A 6,445-nucleotide genomic window follows, 5' to 3' on the forward strand; every position below is an offset into this window, starting at 1 on the left:
GGGAGGCACCCAACACCGGGCCATCACTCGAACGGGTGAGTGCGCCCGACGAATCGCCGTGACCTGTATGGCCCGGCCCACGCGGAGCCTGTCACTCCTCCGGGGCGAGGGTGTGGACCATTCGGCTTGACGCGGCCAAGTAACGCTGCGTAACCTCACAGTGAGTTACAGCCGCGCGGCGGAGCCGCACGTTGTCACAGCGTCCGGGGAGCTATATGTCCAGCGAATACGCAAAACAGCTCGGGGCCAAGCTCCGCGCCATCCGCACCCAGCAGGGCCTCTCCCTCCACGGTGTGGAGGAGAAGTCCCAGGGCCGCTGGAAGGCCGTCGTGGTCGGCTCGTACGAGCGCGGCGACCGTGCCGTGACCGTACAGCGCCTTGCCGAGCTGGCGGACTTCTACGGCGTTCCGGTGCAGGAGCTGCTGCCGGGCACCACGCCGGGCGGGGCCGCCGAGCCGCCGCCGAAGCTGGTCCTCGACCTTGAGCGCCTCGCGCACGTCCCGCCGGAGAAGGCGGGCCCGCTGCAGCGTTACGCGGCGACCATCCAGTCGCAGCGCGGCGACTACAACGGCAAGGTCCTCTCGATCCGCCAGGACGACCTGCGCACCCTTGCCGTGATCTACGACCAGTCGCCCTCGGTGCTGACCGAGCAGCTGATCAGCTGGGGCGTCCTGGACGCGGACGCGCGCCGCGCGGTCGCCCACGAAGAGGGCTGACGCCCCTTCAGCAGAAACGTGCCGTCGGGCCCGGTGGGAGCACTCCGCTCCCACCGGGCCCGACGGCGTCTTCGCGTACGGGGCGCCGGGGACGCCGAAGGGCCCGCAGCACACGTGGTGCCGCGGGCCCTTCGTAGGCCTTCGCCCGCCGACGCTAGTCGCGGCGCAGGCTCGGCTTGAGGTCCTTGAAACGGGCGAGCAGCCCGTTCACGAACGCCGGCGAGTCGTCCGTGGAGAACTCCTTCGCCAGCTGGACGGCCTCGTCGATGACGACCGCGTCGGGCGTCTCGTCCTCCCAGACGAGCTCGTACGCCCCGAGCCGCAGGATGTTCCGGTCGACGACCGGCATCCGGTCGAGCGTCCAGCCCACCGCGTACGTGGAGATGAGGTCGTCAATGCGGTCCACGTGGTCCGCGTACCCCTCGACGAGCTGCATCGTGTACTCGGCGACCGGCGGCTGACGGTCGTCGGACCGCGAGTGCCGCACCCAGTCCGCGAGGACCGTCTGCACGGACTCACCGCGCTGGTCGGCCTCGAAGAGGATCTGGAAGGCGCGCTTGCGGGCCTTGTTCCGGGCAGCCACGGTTAGCTGTTCACCCGGCCGAGGTAGTCACCGGTGCGGGTGTCGACCTTGATCTTCTCACCGGTGGTGATGAAGAGCGGGACGCCGATCTCGTAACCGGTCTCCAGGGTGGCCGGCTTGGTGCCGCCGGTGGAGCGGTCGCCCTGGACGCCCGGGTCGGTGTGCTGGATGACCAGCTCGACGGCGGCGGGGAGCTCGACGTAGAGCACCTCGCCCTCGTGCTGCGCGACCGAGGCGGTGAAGCCCTCGATCAGGAAGTTGGCGGCGTCGCCGACAGCCTTGCGGTCGACCATCAGCTGGTCGTACGTGTCCATGTCCATGAAGACGAAGTACTCGCCGTCCATGTACGAGAACTGCATGTCGCGGCGGTCGATGGTGGCCGTCTCGACCTTCACACCGGCGTTGAAGGTCTTGTCGACCACCTTGCCGGAGAGCACGTTCTTGAGCTTGGTGCGCACGAAGGCCGGGCCCTTGCCGGGCTTGACGTGCTGGAACTCGACGACGGACCAGAGCTGGCCTCCGTCGAGCTTGAGCACCAGGCCGTTCTTGAGGTCGTTCGTGGAAGCCACGGTTGCGGAATCTCCTGGACTGAAAGCTGGTGGACGACCGAGGGTACGTACACGGGGCACGTACGCGTGCTAGAGCGCTAGCAGCTCCTTGGTCGTGATGGTGAGTAGCTCGGGGCCGCCGTCCGCCTCGGGGCGTACGACGAGCGTGTCATCGATCCGGACGCCGCCCCGGCCCGGGAGGTGGACCCCCGGTTCGACGGTGACCGGCACGCAAGTGTCCAGTTTACCCATGGCTCCAGGTGCGAGCTGCGGCTCCTCGTCGATTTCGATCCCGACGCCGTGTCCGGTGAGCGGTCCGAAGGCCTCCGCGTGACCCGCCGAGTCCAGCACCTGGCGGGCCGCGCGGTCCACCGCACGGTACTCGGCGCCCGGTACGAGGGCCTCCCGGCCGGCCCGCTGGGCTGCGAAAACGGCGTCGTACAGCTCGATCTGCCAGTCGGCGGGGGTGGTGCCGATCACGAACGTACGGCCGATCTCGCAGCGGTAGCCGCGGTAGGTGGCGCCCAGGCAGACCGAGAGGAAGTCGCCCTCCTCGACCCGTCGGTCGGCCGGACGGTGGCCCGCCCGGCCCGAGTTGGGGCCGGTGCCGACCGAGGTCATGAAGGCGGGCCCGTCCGCGCCGTGGTCGACCAGGCGGCGCTCCAGTTCCAGGGCGAGGTGGCGCTCGGTGCGGCCGACCAGGATCGACTCCAGGAGCTCGCCCAGGGCCTGGTCGGTGATCTCGGCGGCGATGCGCAGGCAGGCGATCTCGTCCTCGTCCTTGACCAGGCGGCGCTGCTCGACCGCGCCCCCCAGGTCGCCCAGGAGCAGCCGGGGCGCCACCGAGCCGAGCGCGCGGTGGCGGGCCACCGACAGGTGGTGCTCCTCCACGGCCAGCGAGTCGGCGCCGCTCGTCTGAGCCAGGTCGGCGGCGGCGACGGCGGGGTCGCCGCCGGGGGCGGGCAGCACGGTGAGCCGGAGCTGCTCGTCGAGGTGCCCCTCGATGAGGTCGCCCGACGGCGTGCGCGGGCACAGCAGCACGTCCTCGGCCGGGCCGACGAGCAGGACCGCGCCGGGCGGGGCGCCGCCCGCGAGGTAGCGGACATTGGCCGGGCGGGAGACCAGCGCGGCCGCGCTGCCCGCGGCCGCGCAGCGGTCCCGCAGCCAGCCGCGGCGCACCGCGAACACCTCTGACATGCCCCGAGCGTATGAGCGGGGCGCCGGGTCGGCCGTTCCAGCGCGTCCGACCGGGGGCCGGGTTACCAGCTCGGCGGGCTCGCGATCGTTCTGGCCAGGACGTCGTCCAGGAGGCGGGCCGTGGTGGGCACGTCGTACTGGGAATTGTCGATGATCGGCAGGCCCGAGCCGTACCAGCCGGCCATCCGGCCGTGGATGCCGGCCACCTCCTCGTCCGAGAGGCGGCGGTTGCCGCTGCGCTCCGCGTTGCGCTCCAGGACCACTTCGAGGCCCGGGAGCAGCACGACCGGCAGCAGGCCCGGGCCCACGTGCCGCTTCCAGCCGCCGAGGCCGACGACCGGCCGGTCGGGGAAGACCGCGTCGTCGAGGATGCAGGAGATGCCGTTGGCCAGGAAGTTGCGCGCGGCGAAGCCGCAGGTGCGGCGGGCCAGGCGGTACTGGGCCTCGGAGTGGTCGTTCCAGCCCGACTGGGGGTCGGCGAACCCCGAGCACACCCATTCGCGCACGTCGTCGAGGCTGATGTGAGCAGTGGGCACGCGGCGGTGCTGCGCCCAGTACCGGGCCACGGTCGTCTTGCCCGCTCCGGCGGGGCCGATGAGGAGCACCGCGAGCGTGGTGGCGCCGGTCCCCTCGGGCGCCTGCGGGATCGGGACCGGGCCGCCGGGCGGCAGCGCGACGTGCCCGGTGGTGTCCCGGGACGGCGGGCGGGTCGAGGCGTGCTGCGGGGCGGGGCCGTGCCAACCCTGGCCGGGCGGCTGCTGGGTGCCCGCCGTCTGCGGGGCTCCTGGGTGATGGGCCGGGGCGGGCGGCGACTGCGGGTGGGCCGGGAGCTGGGCGGTCGCGGGCCCGGAGCCGGGCGGGGGCCCGGGCTGGTAGGGCGGGGCGCCCGGCGCGGGCGGGGGCGCGCCGGGGCGCAGCGGAGCCGTCGCCTCCGGCTCGATCGGCCGGGCCCAGTCGTGCGGGGGCTGCCCCGGGGCGTGGGGCGGCGGCAGTGGAGCCCCCCCTGCGTGCTGCATCCGGTGCCACTCCGTCTCGTACAGGCAACTGGCGCTGGTCGGGCGCCCGTCGGTGTGGGGCGGCCCGGTGCAGAACCGTACCTCTCCCGGCCGCCACAGTGTGAACGGCCGGGGAGCGGCGACAGTGCCCGTCAGCCGAGTTCGTCCGCCAGTTCGTCGGCGAGCGCGCGCAGCGCCAGGCGGTAGGAGCCGATGCCGAAGCCCGCGACGGTGCCGGTGGCGACGGGTGCGATCACCGAGGTGTGGCGGAATTCCTCACGGGCGTACGGGTTCGAGATGTGGACCTCGATGAGCGGCGCGGTCCGCTGGGCGGCCGCGTCGCGCATTCCGTACGAATAGTGAGTGAAGGCGCCCGGGTTGATGACGACCGGAATCCGACCGTCCGCGGCCTCGTGCAGCCAGCGGATGAGCTCGCCCTCGTCGTTGGTCTCGCGGACCGAGACCTCGAAGCCGAGCTCCTTGCCGAGCGCCTCGCAGACCTCGACGAGGCCCGCGTAGGTGGTGGCGCCGTACACGTCGGGCTCGCGCGAGCCGAGGCGGCCCAGGTTGGGGCCGTTGAGGACGAACACCCGCCGGGTCATGCGGAGACCTCGCCGTAGGCGGCGAGCAGCACCGACGGGTCGGGGCCCTCCAGGACGGTCGGCTTGGCGAGGCCGTCCAGGACGATGAAGCGCAGCAGGTTGCCGCGGGACTTCTTGTCCAGCTTCATGTTCTCCAGGAGCTTGGGCCACTGGTCGCCGCGGTAGGTGAGCGGGAGGCCGACGGACTGCAGGATCGCGCTGTGCCGGTCGGCGGTCGCGTCGTCCAACCGCCCTGCCAGACGGCCGAGTTCGGCCGCGAAGACCATGCCGACGGAGACGGCCGCGCCGTGCCGCCACTTGTAGCGCTCGTTCTTCTCGATGGCGTGGGCGAGGGTGTGGCCGTAGTTGAGGATCTCGCGCAGGCCCGATTCCTTGAGGTCGTTGGAGACCACTTCGGCCTTGACCCGGATGGAGCGCTCGATGAGCTCGGCGGTGTGCGGGCCCTCGGGGGTGCGGGCGCCGGCCGGGTCGGACTCGATCAGGTCGAGGATGACCGGGTCGGCGATGAAGCCGGTCTTGATGACCTCGGCCATGCCCGACACGTAGTCGTTGACCGGCAGCGAGTCGAGCGCGGCCAGGTCGCACAGGACGCCGACGGGCGGGTGGAACGAGCCGACGAGGTTCTTGCCCTCGGCGGTGTTGATGCCGGTCTTGCCGCCGACGGCCGCGTCCACCATGCCGAGCACGGTGGTCGGCACCGAGATCCAGCGCACCCCGCGCAGCCAGGTCGCCGCGACGAATCCGGCGAGGTCGGTGGTGGCACCGCCGCCCACGCCGACGACGACGTCGGTGCGGGTGAAGCCGGACTGGCCGAGCGCCTTCCAGCAGTAGGCGGCGACCTCGGCGGTCTTGGCCTCCTCGGCGTTCGGGACCTGGATGGCGATGGCCTCGTAGCCCTCGGCCGCGAGGTCCGCGCGGATCTCGTCACCTGTGCCGGCCAGGGCCTCCGGGTGGATGATCGCGACCCGCTTGGCCCGGTCGCCGATGAGTCCGGCGAGTTCGCCCAGCAGGTTGCGGCCGACGAGCACTTCGTACGGGTCAGTGCCGGCGGCGCCGCCGACCTGGATCCGGGTGGGTGCCTGCTCCGTCATGCGTCCTTCAACTCCAGTGCGTCGAGGACCGCCTGGGCGACCTCTTCGGGGGTGCGCTCGTCGGTCGCGACGACCGCACGGGCGACTTCGGTGTACAGATGGCGCCGCGCGTCCATCAGCTCGCGCCACTGCCGGCGCGGGTTGACGGCGAGCAGCGGGCGGGCGGTGTTCAGGCCGACGCGCTTGACCGCCTCCTCGACGTCCATCGAGAGATAGACGACGGGGTGCGGCGCGAGCAGTGCGCGGGTGTCGGCGTCGAGGATCGCGCCGCCGCCGAGGGCGAGCACGCCCGTGTGCTCGGCGAGCGCGGTGCGTACCGCGTCCCGTTCGAGCGCGCGGAAGTGCGGCTCGCCGTCCTCGATGAAGATGTCCGAGATCGCGCGGCCCTCGGCGGCCACGATGTCGGCGTCGGTGTCCCGGTAGGGCGCGCCGAGCCGCTCGGCGAGCAGCGCGCCCACGGTGGACTTGCCCGAGCCCATCGGCCCGACCAGGACGACCAGCGGTCCGGTGCTCACCGGATCTGCAGGTGGTCGAGGTAGGACTCGACGTTGCGGCGGGTCTCGGGGACGCTGTCGCCGCCGAACTTCTCGGCGACGGCGTCGGCGAGGACGAGCGCGACCATGGCTTCGGCGACGATGCCGGCGGCGGGCACGGCACACACGTCGGAGCGCTGGTGGTGGGCCTTGGCGGCCTCGCCGGTGGCGACGTCGATG

Annotated in this window: 9 protein-coding genes; 1 reads left to right on the top strand and 8 read right to left on the bottom strand. The window is 72.3% G+C overall.

The features are described 5' to 3' along the window. The first annotated feature begins 215 nt into the window (after nucleotides 1-215). Nucleotides 216-716: a transcriptional regulator BldD gene (gene bldD, locus ADK54_RS06265; protein ID WP_014044812.1), complete on the top strand. Its 501-nt coding sequence runs from the start codon at nucleotides 216-218 to the stop codon at nucleotides 714-716. A 154-nt stretch (nucleotides 717-870) separates the two neighbouring features. On the opposite strand, the gene nusB is transcribed toward bldD, so the two are convergent. The 8 genes from nusB to ADK54_RS06305 all read right to left on the bottom strand — a co-directional run. Then, nucleotides 871-1,299: a transcription antitermination factor NusB gene (gene nusB, locus ADK54_RS06270; RefSeq protein ID WP_053724514.1), complete on the bottom strand. Its 429-nt coding sequence runs from the start codon at nucleotides 1,297-1,299 to the stop codon at nucleotides 871-873. 2 nt (nucleotides 1,300-1,301) lie between these two features. Next, nucleotides 1,302-1,868: an elongation factor P gene (efp, locus tag ADK54_RS06275; RefSeq protein WP_053724515.1), complete on the bottom strand. Its 567-nt coding sequence runs from the start codon at nucleotides 1,866-1,868 to the stop codon at nucleotides 1,302-1,304. A 69-nt stretch (nucleotides 1,869-1,937) separates the two neighbouring features. Further along, nucleotides 1,938-3,044, bottom strand: coding sequence for an aminopeptidase P family protein (locus tag ADK54_RS06280; protein WP_053724516.1), 1,107 nt, complete (start codon nucleotides 3,042-3,044; stop codon nucleotides 1,938-1,940). Between the two features lie 62 nt (nucleotides 3,045-3,106). Beyond that, a complete protein-coding gene (locus ADK54_RS06285) occupies nucleotides 3,107-4,060 on the bottom strand; it encodes a Pro-rich N-terminal domain-containing protein (RefSeq protein ID WP_078966156.1) in 954 nt (317 codons plus the stop codon). Nucleotides 4,061-4,191: 131 nt separating this feature from the next. Further along, nucleotides 4,192-4,641, bottom strand: a complete 450-nt coding sequence (gene aroQ / locus ADK54_RS06290) for a type II 3-dehydroquinate dehydratase (RefSeq protein WP_053724517.1) — start codon at nucleotides 4,639-4,641, stop codon at nucleotides 4,192-4,194. Further along, nucleotides 4,638-5,732, bottom strand: coding sequence for a 3-dehydroquinate synthase (gene aroB / locus ADK54_RS06295; RefSeq protein ID WP_053724518.1), 1,095 nt, complete (start codon nucleotides 5,730-5,732; stop codon nucleotides 4,638-4,640). Before aroB ends, aroQ begins: the two co-directional genes overlap by 4 nt. Next, nucleotides 5,729-6,247, bottom strand: a complete 519-nt coding sequence (locus tag ADK54_RS06300; protein ID WP_053724519.1) for a shikimate kinase — start codon at nucleotides 6,245-6,247, stop codon at nucleotides 5,729-5,731. Before ADK54_RS06300 ends, aroB begins: the two co-directional genes overlap by 4 nt. Then, the coding region (locus ADK54_RS06305) for a chorismate synthase (protein WP_159047642.1) at nucleotides 6,244-6,445 on the bottom strand (202 nt) is incomplete at its 5' end. The genes ADK54_RS06300 and ADK54_RS06305, both read right to left, overlap by 4 nt.

Origin of the sequence: Streptomyces sp. WM6378 (assembly GCF_001279695.1) — a bacterium.
Taxonomy (GTDB): Bacteria; Actinomycetota; Actinomycetes; order Streptomycetales; family Streptomycetaceae; genus Streptomyces.

Bases quoted from the DNA above. Each gene is read 5' to 3' on its own strand.
- bldD (WP_014044812.1), top strand. From the start codon at position 216: ATGTCCAGCGAATACGCAAAACAGCTCGGGGCCAAGCTCCGCGCCATC.
- ADK54_RS06280 (WP_053724516.1), bottom strand. From the start codon at position 3,044: ATGTCAGAGGTGTTCGCGGTGCGCCGCGGCTGGCTGCGGGACCGCTGC.
- ADK54_RS06285 (WP_078966156.1), bottom strand. From the start codon at position 4,060: ATGCAGCACGCAGGGGGGGCTCCACTGCCGCCGCCCCACGCCCCGGGG.
- aroQ (WP_053724517.1), bottom strand. From the start codon at position 4,641: ATGACCCGGCGGGTGTTCGTCCTCAACGGCCCCAACCTGGGCCGCCTC.
- aroB (WP_053724518.1), bottom strand. From the start codon at position 5,732: ATGACGGAGCAGGCACCCACCCGGATCCAGGTCGGCGGCGCCGCCGGC.